17 protein-coding genes are annotated in these 18,545 nt (G+C 72.3%); 3 read left to right on the top strand and 14 right to left on the bottom strand.

Features of this window, described 5'->3' with window-relative positions; all coding sequences use genetic code 11:
- Positions 1-2,001 carry a hypothetical protein gene (locus VR894_RS08785; RefSeq protein WP_324651003.1) on the top strand — a complete coding sequence of 667 codons (2,001 nt, stop codon included), beginning with the start codon at positions 1-3 and terminating at the stop codon, positions 1,999-2,001.
- Between the two features lie 58 nt (positions 2,002-2,059).
- On the opposite strand, the gene VR894_RS08790 is transcribed toward VR894_RS08785, so the two are convergent.
- The 4 genes from VR894_RS08790 to VR894_RS08805 form a co-directional block, all read right to left on the bottom strand.
- Entirely contained in the window at positions 2,060-2,332 is a 273-nt protein-coding gene (locus VR894_RS08790; protein ID WP_324651004.1) for a hypothetical protein, read from the bottom strand.
- A gap of 286 nt (positions 2,333-2,618) precedes the next feature.
- Positions 2,619-3,116 (bottom strand): metallophosphoesterase, encoded by a 498-nt coding sequence (locus tag VR894_RS08795; RefSeq protein ID WP_324651005.1) that lies wholly within the window; start codon positions 3,114-3,116, stop codon positions 2,619-2,621.
- 80 nt (positions 3,117-3,196) lie between these two features.
- Positions 3,197-3,832, bottom strand: coding sequence for a GNAT family N-acetyltransferase (locus VR894_RS08800; RefSeq protein ID WP_324651006.1), 636 nt, complete (start codon positions 3,830-3,832; stop codon positions 3,197-3,199).
- Positions 3,832-4,512 (bottom strand): histidine phosphatase family protein, encoded by a 681-nt coding sequence (locus tag VR894_RS08805; protein ID WP_324651007.1) that lies wholly within the window; start codon positions 4,510-4,512, stop codon positions 3,832-3,834. Before VR894_RS08805 ends, VR894_RS08800 begins: the two co-directional genes overlap by 1 nt.
- A gap of 82 nt (positions 4,513-4,594) precedes the next feature.
- Between VR894_RS08805 and VR894_RS08810 the strand changes: the two genes are divergently transcribed.
- On the top strand, positions 4,595-5,035 hold the full coding sequence (locus VR894_RS08810; protein ID WP_324651008.1) for a hypothetical protein: 441 nt from the start codon (positions 4,595-4,597) through the stop codon (positions 5,033-5,035).
- Between the two features lie 4 nt (positions 5,036-5,039).
- Here the strand turns inward: VR894_RS08810 and VR894_RS08815 are convergent, their stop codons facing one another.
- The 4 genes from VR894_RS08815 to VR894_RS08830 all read right to left on the bottom strand — a co-directional run bounded on the left by VR894_RS08815 (position 5,040) and on the right by VR894_RS08830 (position 10,905).
- On the bottom strand, positions 5,040-8,081 hold the full coding sequence (locus VR894_RS08815; protein WP_324651009.1) for a bifunctional [glutamine synthetase] adenylyltransferase/[glutamine synthetase]-adenylyl-L-tyrosine phosphorylase: 3,042 nt from the start codon (positions 8,079-8,081) through the stop codon (positions 5,040-5,042).
- Between the two features lie 8 nt (positions 8,082-8,089).
- Positions 8,090-9,427: a glutamine synthetase family protein gene (locus VR894_RS08820; RefSeq protein ID WP_324651010.1), complete on the bottom strand. Its 1,338-nt coding sequence runs from the start codon at positions 9,425-9,427 to the stop codon at positions 8,090-8,092.
- A 72-nt stretch (positions 9,428-9,499) separates the two neighbouring features.
- A complete protein-coding gene (locus VR894_RS08825) occupies positions 9,500-10,447 on the bottom strand; it encodes a 5'-3' exonuclease (protein ID WP_324651011.1) in 948 nt (315 codons plus the stop codon).
- Positions 10,444-10,905 (bottom strand): hypothetical protein, encoded by a 462-nt coding sequence (locus VR894_RS08830; RefSeq protein ID WP_324651012.1) that lies wholly within the window; start codon positions 10,903-10,905, stop codon positions 10,444-10,446. Before VR894_RS08830 ends, VR894_RS08825 begins: the two co-directional genes overlap by 4 nt.
- Before the next feature lie 55 nt (positions 10,906-10,960).
- Here VR894_RS08830 and VR894_RS08835 point away from each other — a divergent pair, with 55 nt between their 5' ends.
- Positions 10,961-11,404, top strand: a complete 444-nt coding sequence (locus tag VR894_RS08835; protein ID WP_324651013.1) for an acyl-CoA thioesterase — start codon at positions 10,961-10,963, stop codon at positions 11,402-11,404.
- Positions 11,405-11,459: 55 nt separating this feature from the next.
- Here the strand turns inward: VR894_RS08835 and VR894_RS08840 are convergent, their stop codons facing one another.
- The 6 genes from VR894_RS08840 to VR894_RS08865 all read right to left on the bottom strand — a co-directional run bounded on the left by VR894_RS08840 (position 11,460) and on the right by VR894_RS08865 (position 18,522).
- Entirely contained in the window at positions 11,460-12,428 is a 969-nt protein-coding gene (locus VR894_RS08840; protein ID WP_324651014.1) for a PPK2 family polyphosphate kinase, read from the bottom strand.
- 102 nt (positions 12,429-12,530) lie between these two features.
- Positions 12,531-13,601, bottom strand: coding sequence for a DUF932 domain-containing protein (locus VR894_RS08845; RefSeq protein ID WP_324651015.1), 1,071 nt, complete (start codon positions 13,599-13,601; stop codon positions 12,531-12,533).
- Positions 13,602-13,729: 128 nt separating this feature from the next.
- Complete coding sequence (locus VR894_RS08850; RefSeq protein ID WP_324651016.1) at positions 13,730-14,743, bottom strand: PHP domain-containing protein; 1,014 nt, start codon at positions 14,741-14,743, stop codon at positions 13,730-13,732.
- A 323-nt stretch (positions 14,744-15,066) separates the two neighbouring features.
- Complete coding sequence (locus tag VR894_RS08855) at positions 15,067-16,692, bottom strand: RecQ family ATP-dependent DNA helicase (RefSeq protein WP_324651017.1); 1,626 nt, start codon at positions 16,690-16,692, stop codon at positions 15,067-15,069.
- An 86-nt stretch (positions 16,693-16,778) separates the two neighbouring features.
- Positions 16,779-17,762, bottom strand: a complete 984-nt coding sequence (locus VR894_RS08860; RefSeq protein WP_324651018.1) for a DUF368 domain-containing protein — start codon at positions 17,760-17,762, stop codon at positions 16,779-16,781.
- Entirely contained in the window at positions 17,752-18,522 is a 771-nt protein-coding gene (locus tag VR894_RS08865; protein WP_324651019.1) for an LLM class F420-dependent oxidoreductase, read from the bottom strand. Before VR894_RS08865 ends, VR894_RS08860 begins: the two co-directional genes overlap by 11 nt.
- Positions 18,523-18,545: the final 23 nt, after the last annotated feature.

The following is an 18,545-nucleotide window of genomic DNA, read 5'->3' on the forward strand; positions in this document are numbered from 1 at the left end:
ATGGCCGGCAAGGGCATCCAGATTGACTTCGTCTCCGACGTCTCCAAGTTCATTCGCGGCACCGACGACATCGGCCGCGCCCTGGACGAGGTCGCAGACTCCCTCGACGACGTCGCCAAGGAGGGCGAGCAGGCAGGCAAGAAGGCCGGCGACGGCCTCAAGGACGGCATCGAGGACGGCGCCAAGGACACCGAACGTGCCCTCAAGGACGTCGAAGACACCGCCAAGCGCGAGCTCAACCGCGTCGAGGACCACGCCAAGGACGCCGGGGAGGGCCTGGAGAAGGCCGCCGACGGCAGCGAGAAGAAGTTCCGCCAGTCCTTCGACAAGGTCACCGCAGACTCCAAGACGACCGGCGACGCCCTGGGCCGCAACATCAAACGCGGCATGGACGAGGGCGAACGAGCCTCCGACACGTTCAAGCAAGAAGCCGGGCAGAACTTCTCCGAGACCATGTCCTCCTTCGACGGCTCCCTCGAAGGGCTACTCGACGGCATCCAGGGCACGTTCGGTGGCATCGTCGCCGACCTCGGACCCGCGGGCATGGTCGGTGGCGCGTTCGTCGCCGCCGGCATCGGCCTCGGTGTGGCCTTCCTCCAGCAGTCCGCGGACAAGGCCGCCGAGGTCAAGGAACAGGTCATCGCCCTTGCCGACGCCATCAACGAGGCCGGCGGCAACATCAACGAGATCGACTGGGGCGCACAGTTCCGGGAGTTCGGCAACGAGATCGCCGACCCCAAGTCGTGGTTCGAGCCCTGGCAGGAAGCCTCGCGCACCAACGCCGAGGTCATCGCCGAGGACGCCGAGAAACTCGGCCTGACCTACGAGACCCTGTTCAGGGGCATGGCCGGCTCCTCGCAAGACGCCGCCCTGGCCCTCGGTGAGATCGACGCCGCACTCGCCTCCGCCACAGCCGAGGCCCAGCGCCTCCACGACGACGGCATGGACCCGATGGACGCCGCCGTCGAAGCCGGTGTCATCGCGCTCCAGGACTACCGCGGCAAGCTCGAGGACGCCACCGACGCGACCGCCAACGCCGTCGAGATCGAGGAGCTGCACCGCCAAGCACTGGAGGGCTCCGAGGCAGCCATCCACGCCTACAACGACCAGATGGAAGAGAAGATCGGCCTGCTCCAGGAGGAGGCCGACATGAACATGTCCGCCGCCGAGGCCAACGCCGCCTGGGCTCAGCAGACCATGGACAACGCCACCGCCCTGGAGGAGCTCAACGAGCTGATCGACACCTCCACCGAGGCCACCCGCGCCCAGACCGACGCCGTCACCGACGGCGGCACCGCCCTGGACCTCTACACAGACGCAGGACAGAAGGCCAACGAGACCCTCATCGGCACCGCCGAAGCCGGCTGGGACATGGTCGAGGCAGCCCGCGAGCAGGGCGCCAGCACCGACCAGCTGCGGGACAAGACCCAGACGGCACGGGACGAGTTCATCCGCGTGGCCGAACAGATGGGCCTCACCCGAGCGGCCGCCGAACGACTCGCCGACGAGTACGGCCTCGTCCCCGGCGAGATCTCCACCACCGCAGTCCTGCACACAGGCGAAGCCATGTCTCGCCTCGAGGCCCTGGACCGCACCCTCAACACCATCGACGGCCGCACCGTCACCGCCGCCGTCGCCATCCAGCAGTACGGCAACGCCGCGATGAACTCCGGCGGGCAGGTCCCCGGAGCCGCCTCCGGCCGCTACATCACCGGCCGCGGCTCCGACGTCGAAGACATGGTGATGACACCGCTGTCACCCGGCGAGTTCGTCATGGACGCCCAAGCCACCCAGCGCATCGGCCCCGGCGTCCTCCAGGCACTCAACGAGGGCCAGGGCATCACCCCGGCACAGGCTCCCGCACAACTACCGCCGATCCACCTCACCGTCTACCTCGGCGACGAGCAGATCACCGACCGCATGCGCGTGGTCGCTCAGGACGAGATCCTCGAGCGCGAACACCAGAGCAGCATGTTCAGCCGCATGTCTGGACTGGCCTAAGACCGCGGACCCCTGGCGGGCGGAGGCCAGTCCCTCGCCAGGGGACCGCAACCAACGGCTATGACAACTTGTTGAGCTCGATGAGGCTAGCGACCTCCTGGTCAAGGGTCGGCGCCCTACCGGTGCCGCTACCCACGGCGTAGATCACCAGCATTGCCTTTGCCGCCTTCAGGACATCCCAATCGTCGGCTGCGAAAGTCATGCAGTAGGTGCCGCCCTGCTCGCCGAAAAAGCTAGTGTCGAGCCCTAACTTTGCGCCGATGTGGGCCAGAGGGGCCACCTCCTCCAGCCGGAGGTTGTCAATGACGGTCTCGAATTTGGTGTCAATCATGCGTGTGATCGTCCCATGGGTGAGTCGCGACTAGCCGCGAAACGGTACGCAGCGCCACGAGTCCGCACTCAGTCCGCAAGAAGCCCGCCAGAGCCACGGCAACGCCATCGCCATCCAACAACCGAAACCCCGCTATCTCGCGGAAGTCAACGCTCGCCCACCATCGTCCATAAGTGGCGTGGAGTTCGAGATGTACTTCGACATCTAGCACGACCGGTCGCCAACGACCCAGCGCCCGGCACGAGGCCGTCCCTCGCGCCGGGCGCTGGGTCGCTTCCTCGTGAGGTCATCGCCGCGGCAGCTGGTGCAGCTCGACGTCGGAGACGTCACCCTGCGCCAGCGTGAGCGTCATGTACGTGCAGTGCGGCTGACGCCGCCGGTCGGTCGGGGAGCCGGGGTTGAGGAGCCGGAGCCCCTCATGGGTGGTGTCCCAGGGGATGTGGCTGTGACCGAACACGACCAGCTGCGCGTCCGGGAACGCCGCCCGCACGCGTGCGTCCCGCCCGCGGGACTGGCCCGTCTCGTGCACCACAGCGATGCGCACCCCCTCGAGCTGCGTGGTGGCGACCTCCGGAAGACGACGGCGCAGCTCCGCGCCGTCGTTGTTGCCCCAGCAGGCGAGCAGTGCGGCCGAGCGTTCCTCGAGCTCGTCGAGCAGCTCGGGCACGACCCAGTCCCCCGCGTGGACGACGACGTCCGCGCGCTCGACCTCTCGCCACACCTGGCCGGGCAGCTGCTTCGCCCGCAGGGGGACGTGGGTGTCGGCGACAAGGAGCACGCGCATCGGCTCACCGTCTCATGCTGCGGTGGCCGGGATCTCGCCGGCGCCCGTCCGGGTCCCGTGCGGCGTGCCCGGACCCGACGTCATCGCCGCGGCAGCGTCATGCCCATCGTCATCCCCTCCGGGCCTCGCTCGAGGACGGCGAAGCCGAGGTGCTCGTAGAAGCCGACGGCCCGTGCGTTGCGGCCGGACACCCCGAGGTGGACGCCGGGCGCGCGGGTCTGCGCCACGGCGTCGAGAACCTTCTCGAGGATGCGGCGCCCGTGGCCGCCGCCCTGCGCCTCCGGGAGCAGGTCGACGTGCAGGTGAGCCGGGAACTCGGGGAGCCACGGGCCGTCGGTACGCGGAGGGTGGTGGATGAGCCGGGCCATGCCGGCGTCGGGCGACTCGTCGTCGTCCGTCGGCGCGTCGTAGCGGGAGCGCAGCTCGGGCCACCACGCGTGCTCGCACCGCTCCTCGAACGCGCGGGTGTCGGCCGTGGCGACGCAGTACCCGACGGCGGACCCGTCCTGGCGGCGCAGCACTCGTGCCAGCCCGGGCTCCAGGGCCAGGTACGCCCCGAGGAAGACGTGCCCGAGCAGGTCACCGTCCTCGTACAGGTGCGACGCGTCCGCGCCGGAGTCGCCCGTGCGCAGGCACACGTCGTACAGCGCCGGCCGGTCAGCCGGTCGGTAGCGATCCACGGTGAGCACGTCGGGACGCCCGGCGCGGACGGGCATCAGCGCTCGCTGGGGACGGCCTCTGCGGGCGCGGGGTCGGCGGCGGGGCCGTCGGTCGCGGGAGCGGCGACCCTGTCCCCGCCGAGCGGCCGGCCCTCCCACAGGTGGGCCCACCAGCCCTCGCGGGGGCTGCCCTCGAGGATGACGGCGCCGGTGTTGCTGATCGGGTGGTAGGCGGCGTGCTCGCCGGTGACGTTCTCCGCGCGCACCGCGGTCCACGAGCGGATGACGGCGCCGTGGCTGAACAGCACGGCCGTCTCCACGCCGTCGGAGTGGGCCTCCGCGACGACGTCGTCGTAGCGCTGCCACACCTCGTGCCCGTTCTCCCCGCCCGGGACCCGACGTCGGGGGTCGTCCGCCCAGCTGAAGATGGTGCCGACGTACGCGCGGATCGACTCCTCGTCACCTCGCATCTCGAGGTCCCCGGCGCGGATCTCGCGGATGCCCTCTCGCACGCGCAGCTCCAGGCCACGCTCGGCGAGCAGCGGCTCGGCCGTCTGCTGGGTCCGGACGAGCGTGGAGGCGTAGACGACGTCGATCCGCTCCCCGGCCAGGCTCCGTGGCACGGCAGCTGCCTGCTGCCGCCCGAGGTCGGTGAGGTCCGCCCCGGGATCGCCCGTGTCGAGCAGGTCGGCGACGTTCGAGCTGGTCTGGCCGTGGCGGATGAGGATGAGACGCATGCATCCATGATGACCCAGCCGGGCGAAGGTCGGGCGAACGGAGCGGGCCGGCTGCCGTGTCCGCGCCGAGTAGGTTGGCGCCATGGCCGACTCAACCCCCATGCACCGCACCTCCACCCCCGTCGAGGAGTTCATCGCCGCCAACGACCCGGACGGCTCGCTCGCGACCCTCGACGGCGTCATCACCGCGGCCCTCCCGGGCGCCACCCGCGTGCTGTGGCAGGGCGTGTTCTGGGGCGGCACGGAGCAGTCGATCATCGGGTACGGCGCCACCGTGCAGCCCCGGCCCCGTGGCAGGAGCGTCGAGTGGTTCCTCGTCGGCCTGGCCCGGCAGCAGAACTACCTCAGCCTCTACGTCAACGCGGCCGAGGACGGGGCGTACCTCTCCAAGGCCTACGGCAAGCGGCTGGGCAGGACCAAGGTCGGCTCGGCCAGCATCTCCTTCGCCTCCGCCGCGGCCCTGGACCTCGAGGTCCTCGACGAGCTGGTCCGTCACGCCGGGCGGGTCGCGGAGTGGACGTGACACCTCACTCGAAGAAGACGCGCTCCACCACGGCACGCGCCCGCCGAGTCGCACGCAGGTAGTCCTCCTCGAACTCCGCCGTCTGCCCCGGCCCGTAGCCGAGCAGCCGCGCCACCCCGGCGAGCTGGACCGGGTCGTGCGGCAGGACGTCGATCCTCCCGCCGCTGACCCGGCCGGTGGCCAGCGCGATCGCGGCCCGCACCCGCGAGGCGAGCGTCCAGGCGGTGACGAGCCGGTCGGTGTCACGGTCGGCGAGCAGGCCCGCGTCCCGCGCCGCGTGGAGGGCGTCGACCGTCGCGGTGGTGCGCAGCTCGGGGACCCGGCCGGCGTGCTGGAGCTGGAGCAGCTGGGCCGTCCACTCGACGTCGGACAGGCCGCCACGGCCGAGCTTGAGCTGGCGGCTGGCCGGGACCCCGCGGGGCATCCGCTCCGACTCGACCCGGGCCTTGATGCGCCGCAGCTCCCGCAGCTCGCGCTCGCTGACGCCGTCGGGCGAGTAGCGGAACGGGTCGATGAGGGCCGCGAAGCGGTCGAGCAGGTCGGGGTCCCCCGCGACGGGTCTGGCCCGCAGCAGCGCCTGCCGTTCCCAGGGCTCCGCCCACCTCTCGTAGTACTGGGCGTAGGAGGCGAGCGAGCGCACCATCGGGCCGTTGCGGCCCTCGGGCCGCAGGGCCGAGTCCACCGGAAGGGCGGGCTCGGGGCCGGTGTCACCGAGGAGGGCGCGCACGTGCCCGGCGACGGCGACGGCGAAGGGCTGGGCGTCGTCGTCGGCCACCCCGGCGCGCGGCTCGTGGACGAACAGCACGTCGGCGTCCGAGCCGTAGCCCATCTCCCGCCCGCCCAGCCGTCCCATGGCGATGATGCCGAAGCGGAGCGGGGCGTCCTCGAGGGCGTGCTCGGCACATGCCAGGCGCAACGCGACGTCCAGGGTGGTCTGGAGCGCCTGATCGGCGGCGACGGTGAGGATGGTGCGGTCGCGGCCGTCACGCACGCCGTCGAGCACGTCCCCGATCGCCGCCCGGAGGAGCTCGCGGCGCCGCAGGTACCGCACGGCGCGGACCCCCTCGGTCGCGTCGGGTCGCCGTGCGACCAGGGCCGAGGCCTCCCGGCCGAGCTGCTCGGGCGTCCGGGGGCGCAGCGACTCGTCCTCACCCAGCCACGCGGCCGCCTCGGGCAGCGCCTCCAGGCCCTCGGAGACGTACCTGCTCGTCGCCAGGAGGTAGCTGAGCCGCGGCGCGGCCAGCCCGGAGTCCCGGAGCATCTGGAGGTACCAGTGGGTGCGGCCGAGCCGCTCGGACACCTTGCGGAAGGCGAGGAGGCCGCCGTCGGGGTCCGCGCCGCGCGCGAACATGCCGAGCATGGCGGGCAGGATCTGCCGCTGGATGGCGGCGGTGCGCGTGACGCCGGAAGTGAGCGCGTCGAGGTGACGCACGGCGCCGGCCGGGTCGCGGTAGCCGATCGCCGCGAGCCGCTGCTGCACCGCCTCCGGGCTGAGCCGTGCGTCCTCGGGGCTCAGCCGGGCGATGAGGGGCAGCATCGGCCGGTAGAAGATGTCCTCGTGCAGCGCCCGGACCTCGCGCCGGACACCGCGGACGCGCTGCTCGAGCGTCTCGGCGCTGTGGAGCCCGTCACCCGGGAGGGCCCGCGCCAGCCGCCGCAGGTCCGCCTCGTCGGTGGGGATGACGTGGGTACGGCGCAGGCGGTGCAGCTGCATGCGGTGCTCGAGCACCCGCAGGAAGCGGTAGCACTCGTCCAGCCGGGTGGCCGCGTCCCGGCCGACGTAACCGGTCGCAGCGAGGCAGGCGATGGACTCCAGCGTCCCTGCGGTGCGGATCGCCGGCTCGGTGCGGCCGTGGACCAGCTGGAGGAGCTGGACGGTGAACTCGACGTCCCGTAGCCCTCCCCGGCCCAGCTTGAGCTGCCTCTCGGCCTCCGCCGCCGGGATGGTGTCCTCCACGCGACGCCGCATCGCCTGGGAGTCCTCGACGAAGTTCTCCCGCCCGGCCGCCGCCCACACGAACGGGCCGACGGCGGAGACGTACTCGGCGCCGAGCGCTGGGTCCCCGGCGATCGGGCGGGCCTTGAGCAGCGCCTGGAACTCCCAGGTCTTGGCCCAGCGCTCGTAGTAGGCCACGTGCGAGGACACCGTCCGCACGAGCGGTCCGTCCCGGCCCTCGGGGCGCAGGTTGGCGTCGACCGGCCACAGGGGCGGCTCGGAGCCGACGGCGCCGCTGACGTTGCGGGCGAGTGCCCCGGCCAGCCGGGTGGCGACGGCGACGGCCTCGTCCTCCTCCACCCCCTCCTCGGGGGCGGCGACGTAGACGACGTCGACGTCGGAGATGTAGTTGAGCTCCCGACCTCCCGTCTTGCCCATCCCGATGACGGCGAGCCGGGTCCCGCGGCCGTGGTCCGGCAGGTCGGCGCGGGCCACCGCGAGGGCGGCCTCGAGGGCCGCGGCGGCGAGGTCGGACAGGGCGGCCGCGACGGCGGGGAAGGCGGCGAGTGGGTCCGGGCTGGTGAGGTCCGCGGCCGCCACCTCGAGGAGCCGGCGTCGGTAGCAGCGGCGCAGGGCCTCCACGCCGGCCGTGCCGCTGATGGTGGCGACGGGGACGGGGCCCGCGGGGTCCGCGCCGACGGCCGCGAGGGCGCGGTGCCGCTCGTCCTGCTCCGTGAGCTCGAGGATGCCCGTGCCGTCGCCGTCGGCCAGCAGGTCGACGTCCCCGGGTCGGGAGACGAGCATGTCGCCGAGGGCGCTGGAGCTGCCGAGGACGGCGAGCAGCCGACGGCGGTGCGTCCCGTCCGTGGCGACGACCGCGGGAAGGTCGGTCACGCCGTCGTCGGCGGACCACGCCTCGAGGAGACGCAGCAGGGTGAGGAGCGCGAGGTCCGGGTCGGCGACACGAGACAGGGCGACCGGCAACGGTGCGCCGGCGTCCTCGGCGCGGGCGACGACGTCGGCAAGGACCGGGTCGGCCAGCATGCCCTCGGCACGCCGGGCGTCGGTGAAGCCGAGGCGGAGCAGCTCCTGAGTGGGAGTGGCGCGCACGGGCTGGCTCAGATACCGGGAAGCAGGCTGCGCAGCTCGTAGGGCGTGACCTGTGCGCGGTACTCGGTCCACTCCTGGATCTTGTTGCGCACGAAGAACTCGAAGACGTCTTCCCCGAGGGTCTCGGCGACGAGCTCGGAGGACTCCATCGCCTCGACCGCCTGCTCGAGGCTGCCGGGGAGCGGCTTGATGCCCATGGCCTTGCGCTCGGCGTCGGACAGCGCCCAGACGTTGTCCTCCGCACCCTCGGGCAGCTCGTACCCCTCCTCCACACCCTTGAGCCCCGCGGCGATGAGGACGGCGAACGCGAGGTAGGGGTTCGCGGCGGAGTCGAGCGCCCGGTACTCGGCGCGCGTGGAGGGGCCCTTGTCCGGCTTGTGCATCGGGACCCGGACCAGCGCCGACCGGTTGTTGTGGCCCCAGCACACGTAGCTGGGAGCCTCGAGCCCGCCCCACAGGCGCTTGTATGAGTTGACGTACTGGTTGGTGACGGCGGTGACCTCGGCGGCGTGGTGCAGGAGGCCCGCGAGGAAGGACCGCGCCGTCGAGGAGAGCTGGAACTCCCCTGCCGGGTCGTAGAAGGCGTTGTGGTCGCCCTCGAAGAGGGAGAAGTGGGTGTGCATGCCCGAGCCCGGCGCGCCGATGAGCGGCTTGGGCATGAACGTGGCCATGATCCCCTGCTGGAGGGCGACCTCCTTGACCACGGTCCGGAAGGTCATGATGTTGTCCGCGGTGGACAGCGCGTCCGCGTACCGCAGGTCGATCTCGTTCTGGCCCGGGCCGGCCTCGTGGTGGGAGTACTCCACCGAGATGCCCATGGACTCGAGCAGGGTGATGGTGTCACGCCGGAAGTCGTGCGCGGTGCCGCGGGCGACGTGGTCGAAGTAGCCGGCCGTGTCGATCGGGACCAGCGGGTCCTCCGGGCTCTGCTGCTGCTCGAAGAGGTAGAACTCGATCTCCGGGTGGGTGTAGCAGGTGAAGCCCGCGTCGCCCGCCTTCTCCAGGGTGCGCTTGAGGACGTTGCGCGGGTCGGAACGCGCGGGCTCGCCGTCCGGGGTGAGGATGTCGCAGAACATGCGTGCCACACCCTGCTCGTCCCCGCGCCAGGGCAGCAGCTGGAAGGTGGCCGGGTCCGGCTTGGCGAGCATGTCCGCCTCGTAGACCCGGGTGAGTCCCTCGATGGCGCTGCCGTCGAAGCCGATGCCCTCGGCGAACGCCGCCTCGATCTCGGCCGGGGCGATCGCCACGGACTTCAGCACGCCGAGGACGTCGGTGAACCAGAGCCGGATGAACCGGATGTCGCGTTCCTCGATCGCCCTGAGCACGTACTCCTGCTGCCTGTCCATCGGCGGTTGTCCTCTCGTCGTCACCCCTCTGCGCCGAGGGTACAGTTCCCGCCCCGGCTCACGGGTGCCGCGTCAGCCCGCGACCTCGGAGCACGCGTCGACCAGCCGCTTGAGCGGCGACTCGATCCCCCAGCGTTCGGCGAGCTCGAGGAGCGTGTCGGGGTCGGCCGGGGCGGCCGGGAGCTCACCGCGCTCGTCCGCGACGGGCGCATCCCGGGCAACCTGGACGACCGTCGGCGCGACGGCGAGGTAGTCGTGCGCGGCGAGGATGCGCTTTCGCTGGGTGGGGGTGAGCGAGGAGCCCGTGTCCTGCGCGGCGGCGACGACCCCGGCGAGCGTGCCGTGCTGGGCGAGCAGCGTGGCCGCCGTCTTCTCCCCGATGCCCGCGACACCCGGCAACCCGTCGCTCGGGTCACCACGCAGCGTGGCCATGTCCGCGTAGGCCTGTCCCCCGGCGACGCCGTACTTCTCCCGCAGCCACGCCTCGTCGATCCGCTGCGGCTCCCTGTGGCCACGCAGGGGGTAGAGCACCGTGACGCCGGCGGCGTCGTCCACGAGCTGGAACAGGTCGCGGTCACCGGTCATGACGAGCACCTCCGGTGCCCGGTCCGCGGCGGCGACCTCGCGGGTGACCAGCGTGCCGATGACGTCGTCGGCCTCGTACCCGGGGGCGCCGAGGCGGGTGATGCCCAGCGCGGTGAGCACGTCGACGATGACCGGTACCTGGACGGCGAGGCCCGGGGGCACCTCCTCGCCGCCGTCGCCCGCGAGCCGGTGCTCCTTGTAGGACGGGATGGCCGCGACCCGGAACGCCGGGCGCCAGTCGTCGTCCCAGCAGGCGATGACGCGGGAAGGCCGGTGCGCGACCACGAGCCGCGCAATGGCGTCGAGGAAGCCGCGCACGGCGTTGATCGGGGTGCCGTCGGGCGCCGTCATCGACTCCGGGAGCGCGAAGAAGGCGCGGAAGTACATCGCGGCGGAGTCGAGGAGAAGCAGGGGGCCGGGGTGGTTGGTCGTCATTCCCAGTCCTTCCGAGCGGCAGGGGACGCGGCGCGTCCGAAGATCTCGAGGAGCAGGCCGTGGAGCCGGTCCAGGTCCGTGCGAACCGTGCGCCGGCCGAGGGCGTGCGCCGCCGTGACGAGGTCGTCGCGGCCGACGTCGGCGAGCAGCGTGTCCACGCCGTGGCCGTCGAGGTGCACCTCGGCCAGCCGGGGCTGGTTCCGGACGTCGACGTAGACGTTGAGGTCCGTGCACGCATTGTCGTCGGGCTGGTCGATGTCCGGTGCCACACCCGGGAACCGGGAGCGGAACTCCGCATGCTGCGCGCAGAACACCACCCCGACCTCGTCGGCGCCGTAGCCGACCGAGCCGGCCTGGGACCCGACGGCGGTCATCAGCGGGTCGAGACGCGCACAGACCTGGCGTCCCGCGGTGAGCGCGGCCGCGGAGGGGGTGACCGTGGGCGGCGGGGACGGCATGGGCCCGAGTATGGCAGCAGGTGCGCGGTCGGCGCGCCGCCCTACGCTGAGGTTCATGCACTCCGACGACGACATCAGCTTCCGCACGCGAAAGTGGATCCGCCCGGAGGACCTCAACGCGAACGGCACGCTGTTCGGTGGCAGCCTGCTGCGGTGGATCGACGAGGAGGCGGCGATCTACGCAATGATCCAGCTCGGGAACGAGCGGGTGGTCACCAAGTACATGTCGGAGATCAACTTCCTCAGCTCGGCGGAGCAGGGGGACATCGTCGAGATGGGCCTGCTCGCCACCCGGTTCGGGACCACGTCGCTCACCATGCGCGCCGAGGTGCGCAATCTCTTCACCCGACGGCGGATCCTCACCATCGACTCCATCGTCTTCGTCAACCTGTCCGACGACGGCAGCCCCGCCCCGCACGGTCAGACGACGATCACCTACGAGCGCGACCGGATCCCCGAGCGGCTGCGACCGGACGTCCACGAGCCCCGGGCGCGCTGACGCCGCTCGCAGGAATCTGTCGGGACGTCGCCGGGGCACCCGTGCATCGGCGAGCTCAGGTTCTCGCCCGGGCGACGGCGGCGGCGAACGCCTTCTCGTCCTCCTCGACCTTCCTCCTGACCTTCTTCGCGGACCGCTCGGCCTCGGCGAGCGTCGCCTCCTCCATGGTCTCGGCGAGGCGGCGCTGCTGGGTCTCCACCTTCCACCGCGGCTTGGGCCAGGAGAGGTCGAGGTCGATGAGCGCTCGCGTGAGCAGCTCGGTGACGGCCAGGCGCGAGTACCACTTGCGGTCGGCCGGGATGACGTACCAGGGGGCGACCTCGGTGCTCGTCCGCGCGAAGAGGTCGGCGTAGGCCTCCTGGTAGTCGTCCCACGTGCGCCGGGCGTCGACGTCCGCGGGGTCGAACTTCCAGTGCTTGTCGACGCGCTGGAGGCGCTCCATGAGCCGCAGCCCCTGCTCCTCGCGTGAGGTCATCAGCGCCACCTTGATGACCGTCGTGCCGGAGTCGACGACCTCCCGCTCGAACTTGTTGATCTCCTCGTAGCGCTTGTCCCAGACCTCGGGCTCGACCAGCCCCTCGACCCTGGGCACGAGGACGTCCTCGTAGTGGGAGCGGTCAAAGACCCCGATGTACCCGCCGCTGGGCAGCGCCTTGCGTACGCGCCAGAGGTAGTGGTGGCGCAGCTCCTCCTCGGTGGGGCGACCGAAGGCACGCAGCGCAACTCCCTGCGGGTCGACCATCCCGATGACGTGCCGGACCACCCCGCCCTTCCCGGAGGTGTCCATGCCCTGGACGACGAGCAGCACCGAGCGGGTGCCGCCGGTGCGTCCGTGGGCGAACAGCCGTTCCTGCAGCTCGGAGAGCAGCGGTCCGCGCGCCTTCGCTGCCTCCTTGCCCTGCTGCTTCGTGCCCGTCCACCCGGGAGTACTGCGCCGGTCGAGCTGCTCGAGCGAGAAGTCGTCATCCACGCGCAGGAGCCGTGCGGGATGCTCGCTCCACCCGTCCTTCGTCTTGCGTGCCATGCCGGTCCTTCCGTTCGGGGTGTTCCGGGCACGCTAACGGCTCGCCGCCGGGTGTGCCCCTCCTGAGGGCGCGGGGACGCCCCCCCTGCCGCGCAACCGCCGTCAGCCCGATACGGCGAGCACCTTCTCGAGCACGTCCCATGCCCGCCGGTCCAGCCGCTCGTAGGCACCGGTGACCGCGCGCCTCATGTTGCGGTCCGACCGGGACGACGTCGTCGGGCTGTGGTGGTGCTCGTAGGTGTTCACCGCCTGGAGCACGGCGTGGGCTGTGCCGGCCCAGGGCGCCACGCGCCTGTCGTGCACGTAGGCCTCGGCCAGCATGTCCCGCTTTGCCTCGGCGAGCCGGCGCCGACGGCGTGACAGGGGCGCGCCGTCGGGGTCGGCGAGCGGCACCCACGAGTCGAGGAACCGGTCCCACGTCCGGGCGTCGACCTCGATGCGGCACAGCTCGGCGACCTCGGCGGCGAAGGAGTCGGCGAGCCCGTGGACGACGCTCAGCGCGCTCCGGGCCGAGGCGAGCCTCAGCCGGGAGTGGCGCGAGTGCCGGATCTTCAGCGTCTCGCCGTCCTCCCGCAGAGCCGCCGCGCGGGTGTTGTCGCACACGACGTCGGTCACCGTGCGCTTGTACGTCGTGGCCAGGGACCCGTCGAGCGTGGTGGTCGCCAGCAGGTTGGGCCGGAACTCCACGCCCTCGGGTGTGGTGATCGACTCGGGAACGCTCACCTCCACCCACGCGACCGCCCCGCCGCGGAGCACGCCGGCCGAGCTGATCGACAGTGAGTCGTCCAGGATGTTGCCCACCGCGGTCAGCAGGTACTCGGTGTACTGGTGCGGCTCGTAGGCGTCGGTGAAGACGCCCAGCACGTGCCCGTCGTCCTCGTCGCTGCGGGCGATGGCCTGGCGTCCGTCGATCTGGACCCACCGCATGGGCATGCCGTCGTCACCGCGGTGGGTCATCGTGAGGATGTCGGCGGGGCGCTCCACGGCGATCGGCAGCGACAGTGCCTTCCAGCCGAACAGCCGCCGGGCGACGTCATCCGGCGGGACGGGTCCCGGGTAGTGGTTGGACTCCTCTCCTTGCTCCTCGGCCCGGTAGTGCCAGGCGGTACCCCGGTGGCTGGTGTTGCCGATGAGCGTGTTGGTGTTCAGTGATGTCAGGGTCTCGGTCGTCATTGCTCTGCCCTCCTTGACCAGAGCCAAGCACCGACCACCGACACGCCAGGACGCGGGTGTGGACGCGGTCGTCGTCCACAGGCTCGGCAAGTACCCCGCTCTCGGCGAGAGAGGGGGGTGGGGGCGCGCTACCGGTTGGTCCAGGCCAGGAGCTCGGGGGTGGGGAGCGCGTTGACGACCCGGTCACGCCGGACACCCGCCTGCTGGGCGCGGGCGCAGCCGTGGTCGAGGAACTCCAGCTGGCCCGGAGCGTGCGCGTCGGTGTCGATGGACACGAGGCAGCCGAGGTCCACGACCAGCTCGAGCAGCGGCATGGGCGGGTCGAGGCGCTCGGGCCGCGAGTTGATCTCGACGGCGACGTCGTTGTCCAGGCAGGCGCCGAAGACGGCCTCGGGGTCGAACTCCGACTCGGGGCGCGTGCCGCGCCCCCCGGTGACGAGCCGGCCGGTGCAGTGGCCCAGCACGTCGACGAGCGGGTGCTCCACCGCCGCGACCATCCGCCGGGTCATCGCCCTCCGGTCCATCCGCAGCTTGGAGTGGACGCTGGCGACGACGACGTCGAGGCGGGCGAGCAGCTCCGGCTCCTGGTCGAGCTCGCCGTCCTCGAGGATGTCCACCTCGATCCCGGTGAGGATCCGGAAGGGGGCGAGGTCCGCGTTGAGCGCGGCGACGGCGTCGAGCTGCTCGCGCAGCCGCTCCGGGCTCAGCCCGCGTGCCACCGTCAGCCGCGGTGAGTGGTCGGTCATCGCCAGGTAGTCGTAGCCGAGCTCGACTGCGGCGCGGGCCATGTCGATGATCGGGGTGCCACCGTCGGACCACTCCGAGTGGGAGTGCAGGTCCCCGCGGAGCCAGCCGCGCACCGTCTCCCCGCCCTCGGCGAGCGTCCCGCCGGCGCGCTCCTCGAGGGTGCTCAGGTAGCCGGGGACCTCACCCCGTGCCGCCTCCATCGCCACCGCGCCCGTCCTGGAGCCGACGTCGCGCAGCTCGGTGAGCGTCCCTGCGGCCAGCCGCTGCTCCAGCTCGGCGGGCGCGAGCTCCTCGAGCCTGCGGGCGGCCTTGCGGAACGCGGTGGCACGCCGGGCCTCGGCCCGCTCCCGCTCGAGGAGGTAGGCCACGCGCTTGAGTGCTGCGGCGGGGTCCATCCCCGGAAGGCTACGGCGGGCGCTGCGCCGGTGCTCGCCGGTGTCGGTCCCGCCCTTGGCACGACCGCAGGCGCCGACCGGCCCCACGATCCGGCTGTCGGCGGAGACGACGGGCCGACCGCGTGTGGGGCGCGGCCGCCGGTTCGCGGACACAACTCCGCTGTCGGCGGCACAAGGAGACGTCCGGCTGTCGGCGGCATGAGGGGCGTCCGGCTGTCGGCGACATGAGGAGGCGTCCGGCTGTCGGCGACATGAGGAGGCGTCCGCCTGTCGGTGGCACGAGGGGCGTCCACCTGCCGGCGCCGGTGGCGCCCGGGCGGGGGCTACTCGGTGCTGTGGAGGAGGTGCTCCTCCTCCACGACCGCCTTCGACAAGGTCTTGTAGCCCTCGTCGGCGAAGAAGACGGTGAGGCGGTCCTCCTCGGCGTGCATGACGGTCCCGCGGCCCCACAGCTCGTGGACGACCTCCGCCTGCATGCCGAGCCCGTCGTCCTCCCCACCGCCGCGCTCCTGCGCGGTGCCCGCGGCGCAGGTGTCACAGTTCCCGCACGGGCCGGGGTAGTCCTCCCCGAAGTAGCCGAGGAGGAACTCCCGGCGGCACGCGAGCGTCTCGGCGTACCCCCGCATCATCTCCACCCGCGAGCGCTCCACCCGTTGCCGGGCCTCCATGTGCTCCTGCGCCCGAGTGACGACGTCTCCCACCGGGTCGTCCCCGCGCGCCACCACCCCGGTCCGGGTGCGTGCCGCCGCGCCGACGTCCTCGAGGAGGTTGACCGCCGCGGTGACCCGTCGTGCCGGGAGGTCGAGGCGCTCGCGCAGCGCGGTAGGCCGGACCGCCCGCCCCGCGGCCCGCAGCTCGGCGAGGACCGCGGTGAGGTCCTCGTCCCGCGCACCGGCCGTGGCGAAGAAGCTCCGCAGGCCGAGGTCCTCGGGGCGGTAGTGCAGCAGCGCCAGCGCCGGCTCCTCGTCGCGTCCCCCGCGCCCGACCTCCTGGTAGTAGCTGTCGAGCGACCCGGGCGGGTCGGCGTGGAGCACGAACCGGACGTCGGCCTTGTCGATGCCCATGCCGAACGCGGAGGTGGCGACGACGACGTCGAGGGCGCCGGCGGAGAACTCCTCGTGCACGCGGGCCCGGTCGGCCGCCCGCCGGCCCGCGTGGTAGGCCTCCGCGCGCAGCCCGCGCTCGGTGAGCTCGGCGGCGTACCGCTCGGTGTCCCTGCGCCGCCCCACGTACAGCAGGCCCGGCCCCTCCAGCGTGGCCGCGTCCTCGAGGACCGCCCGCCGCTTGCCCGCGTCGTCGGTGTGGCGGACCACCCGCAGCTCGAGGTTCGGGCGGTCGAAGCCGCGGGTGATGAGGACCGGCTCGCGCAGGCCGAGGCGGTCGGCGATGTCGTCCCGGACGGGCGGGGCTGCCGTCGCGGTGAGCGCGACGACGGTCGGGCGCCCGAGACGGTCGATCGCGTGCCCGAGGCGCAGGTAGTCGGGACGGAAGTCGTGCCCCCACGCCGACACGCAGTGCGCCTCGTCCACGACGACGAGCGACGGCGAGATCTCGGCCAGGCGCGTGACGACGTCGTCCTTGGCGAGCTGCTCCGGGGAGAGGAAGACGTACTCGGCGTCCCCGTTCGTCACCGCGTGCCACGCCTCGTCACGCGCCGCGGCGCGCTGCGCCGAGTTCACCGCGACCGCCTCCGGGGCCTCGGGAGCCTCCGTGATGCCCGCGATCTGGTCCCCCTGGAGCGCGATGAGCGGGGAGACGACGACCGTGGGCCCCGGGAGGACGACGCCCGCCACCTGATAGATGGCGGACTTGCCGTAGCCGGTCGGCATGATGGCGAGGACGTCGCGGCCGGAGACCGCCGCCTCGATGGCCTCGAGCTGGCCGCCGCGCAGGTCCTGCCAGCCGAACTGCTCCCGCGCGATCCGCTGCAGCCGCTGCTCGTTCGTCATCCCCCAACGGTCCGGCGCACCGCCACGCTCGGCAAGCGGACGTGGCTGCCGTCACGTCCGCGACGACAGTCGGCCACGGTCCGGCGTCAGGCCGCCCGGTCGTGACGGTCGGCGAACACCCGTCCCAGCCGGTCCACCCCGACGACGACGACGAACCCCAGCACCGCGAGCAGCACCGGTCCGAGCAGCGGGTCACCCGGTGCGCCGAGCTCGGTGCTGTCCAGCCCGTGCGGCCACGGCCACAGGATCCGCAGCGAGCCGAGCATGAGCCCGATGAGCGCCGCGAGGACGAGGTCGTGGTAGCGGCTGAGCAGCCAGGTGAGCAGCGAGGAGAACGCCGCGAGGCCGAGCCCCGCCCCGAGCAGGAAGAGCAGCAGCACCCCGATCTGCCGGTCGTTCACCGCACCGAGCACCTCGGTGTACATCCCGAGCAGGACGAGGATGAACGAGCCGCTGATCCCGGGCAGGATCATCGCGCAGATCGCCACGGCCCCGGCGAGGAAGAACGCCCAGGCGGGACGGGTGACCGCCTCGGTCCCCGAGGCGTGGGTCGAGTCCTGGAGCCCGAGGAACAGGAAGAACGCTGCTGCCGCGACGACCGCCACCACCGCCAGCCGCGGCGCCGGCCGCTTGACGAGCCGCCACGAGACGACGACGGCACCGACGATCAGCCCGAAGAACAGCCCGGCCATCGCCTCGGGCCGCTCGGTGAGCAGCCGCTCGAGCGAGCCCGAGAGCAGCACGATCGCGGCACCGATCCCGGTGACCAGGGCGATGACCCACAGCCACGGGACCGCCGCGAGACGGCGCCCGGTCTCCCGGACGTCGCCGCGCAGCAGGGCGCCGAGCGCCGAGGCCGCGGTGTAGATCGCCGCGACGAGGCGCTCGTAGATCCCCAGGACGAGGGCGATGGTGCCCCCGGAGACACCGGGGACGATGTCGGCAGCTCCCATGAGGAAGCCGCGGCCGAGCTGGTGCAGCGGCTGGGACCCACGCGTGTCCGCCGCGGGCGGCTCGGCACGGCGGTGGTCCTCGGGACGCGGCTGGGCGCCGCGCGGCTCAGCGTGCATCGCGCCAGGCGACCCACTCGCGCAGCTGCGAGAGGTCGTAGTCGGGGCCGCCGGCGGACACGGTGAAGAGGGTGGCGCCGGCTGCCACGAGGGCGTCACCGACGTCCCGCGGGGAGCCACGCACGGCCACCGACCGCTCGATCTCGGCCGGGTCCCGCCCGACGTCCGCGCAGTGCTGCGCCAGCACCTCGCTCTTGCGCTGGAGCGTCTCGAGATCGGCGAAGCTGTGCCAGATGTCGGCGTGCTCGGCCACGTAGCGCAACGTCTTGCGTTCTCCTCCGCCACCGACGAGCACGGGGATGTCGCGGGTGGGCGCGGGGTTGAGCCGGGCCCAGCGCTCCTCGATCCGCGGCAGTGCCTGGGACAGGTCGGCCAGTCGCGAGCCGGCCGTGCCGAACTCATAGCCGTACTCGTCGTAGTCCCGCTCGAACCAGCCCGCGCCGATCCCGAGGACGAGCCGCCCGCCACTGATGTGGTCGACGGTGCGGGCCATGTCGGCGAGCAGCTCGGGGTTGCGGTAGCTGTTGCACGTGACGAGCGCGCCGATCTCCACCCGGCTCGTCTGCTCCGCCCAGGCGCCGAGCATGGTCCAGCACTCGAAGTGCTTGCCGTCGGGCTCGCCCGTGAGCGGGAAGAAGTGGTCCCAGTTGAAGATGATGTCGGCGCCCGCCTCCTCCGCTCGGGCGACGGCGTCGCGGATCTGGGAGTAGTCGGCGTGCTGCGGTTGGAGCTGGACGGCGATCCTGACCTGTCGTGTCATGGTGCCAATCGTGCCAGCCCGAG

Origin of the sequence: Georgenia sp. H159, from assembly GCF_035607575.1 — a bacterium.
Classification (GTDB): domain Bacteria; phylum Actinomycetota; class Actinomycetes; order Actinomycetales; family Actinomycetaceae; genus Oceanitalea.

Excerpts from the sequence above, each read along its gene's own strand:
- VR894_RS08785 (WP_324651003.1), top strand. The coding sequence starts at position 1 with ATGGCCGGCAAGGGCATCCAGATTGACTTCGTCTCCGACGTCTCCAAG.
- VR894_RS08790 (WP_324651004.1), bottom strand. The coding sequence starts at position 2,332 with ATGATTGACACCAAATTCGAGACCGTCATTGACAACCTCCGGCTGGAG.
- VR894_RS08795 (WP_324651005.1), bottom strand. The coding sequence starts at position 3,116 with ATGCGCGTGCTCCTTGTCGCCGACACCCACGTCCCCCTGCGGGCGAAG.
- VR894_RS08800 (WP_324651006.1), bottom strand. The coding sequence starts at position 3,832 with ATGCCCGTCCGCGCCGGGCGTCCCGACGTGCTCACCGTGGATCGCTAC.
- VR894_RS08805 (WP_324651007.1), bottom strand. The coding sequence starts at position 4,512 with ATGCGTCTCATCCTCATCCGCCACGGCCAGACCAGCTCGAACGTCGCC.
- VR894_RS08810 (WP_324651008.1), top strand. The coding sequence starts at position 4,595 with ATGGCCGACTCAACCCCCATGCACCGCACCTCCACCCCCGTCGAGGAG.
- VR894_RS08820 (WP_324651010.1), bottom strand. The coding sequence starts at position 9,427 with ATGGACAGGCAGCAGGAGTACGTGCTCAGGGCGATCGAGGAACGCGAC.
- VR894_RS08825 (WP_324651011.1), bottom strand. The coding sequence starts at position 10,447 with ATGACGACCAACCACCCCGGCCCCCTGCTTCTCCTCGACTCCGCCGCG.
- VR894_RS08830 (WP_324651012.1), bottom strand. The coding sequence starts at position 10,905 with ATGCCGTCCCCGCCGCCCACGGTCACCCCCTCCGCGGCCGCGCTCACC.
- VR894_RS08835 (WP_324651013.1), top strand. The coding sequence starts at position 10,961 with ATGCACTCCGACGACGACATCAGCTTCCGCACGCGAAAGTGGATCCGC.
- VR894_RS08840 (WP_324651014.1), bottom strand. The coding sequence starts at position 12,428 with ATGGCACGCAAGACGAAGGACGGGTGGAGCGAGCATCCCGCACGGCTC.
- VR894_RS08845 (WP_324651015.1), bottom strand. The coding sequence starts at position 13,601 with ATGACGACCGAGACCCTGACATCACTGAACACCAACACGCTCATCGGC.
- VR894_RS08850 (WP_324651016.1), bottom strand. The coding sequence starts at position 14,743 with ATGGACCCCGCCGCAGCACTCAAGCGCGTGGCCTACCTCCTCGAGCGG.
- VR894_RS08855 (WP_324651017.1), bottom strand. The coding sequence starts at position 16,692 with ATGACGAACGAGCAGCGGCTGCAGCGGATCGCGCGGGAGCAGTTCGGC.
- VR894_RS08860 (WP_324651018.1), bottom strand. The coding sequence starts at position 17,762 with ATGCACGCTGAGCCGCGCGGCGCCCAGCCGCGTCCCGAGGACCACCGC.
- VR894_RS08865 (WP_324651019.1), bottom strand. The coding sequence starts at position 18,522 with ATGACACGACAGGTCAGGATCGCCGTCCAGCTCCAACCGCAGCACGCC.